A 233-nucleotide genomic window follows, 5' to 3' on the forward strand; every position below is an offset into this window, starting at 1 on the left:
CGCGTAGTCTCCGTCGGGTGGCAATACACTCCAGAAAATTCGTGGAATGCTGGCGAGGTCAGTCACAAACCCGGTCGGCACGATTACCGTCGGAAGGCCGGGGTCGTTGTTGGCGCCGGGATGCCAAGATATAGGCCCGGTGAGATAGTAATAGTGGTCACGAAACCGCCCCATCTTCAGCGCCTCGTCAACTGCCCTGTCCTTAAATAGCTTATCGAACCATTGATCTTTGG

Annotated in this window: 1 protein-coding gene; it reads right to left on the minus strand. The window is 55.4% G+C overall.

Features of this window, described 5'->3' with window-relative positions:
• A partial coding sequence (locus tag NCS03_RS31110; RefSeq protein WP_250530524.1) for a DUF1353 domain-containing protein occupies positions 1–233 on the minus strand: 233 nt, incomplete at both ends.

The organism is Caballeronia sp. ATUFL_F1_KS4A (assembly GCF_023630905.1).
In the GTDB taxonomy this organism is placed as follows: domain Bacteria; phylum Pseudomonadota; class Gammaproteobacteria; order Burkholderiales; family Burkholderiaceae; genus Caballeronia; species Caballeronia zhejiangensis.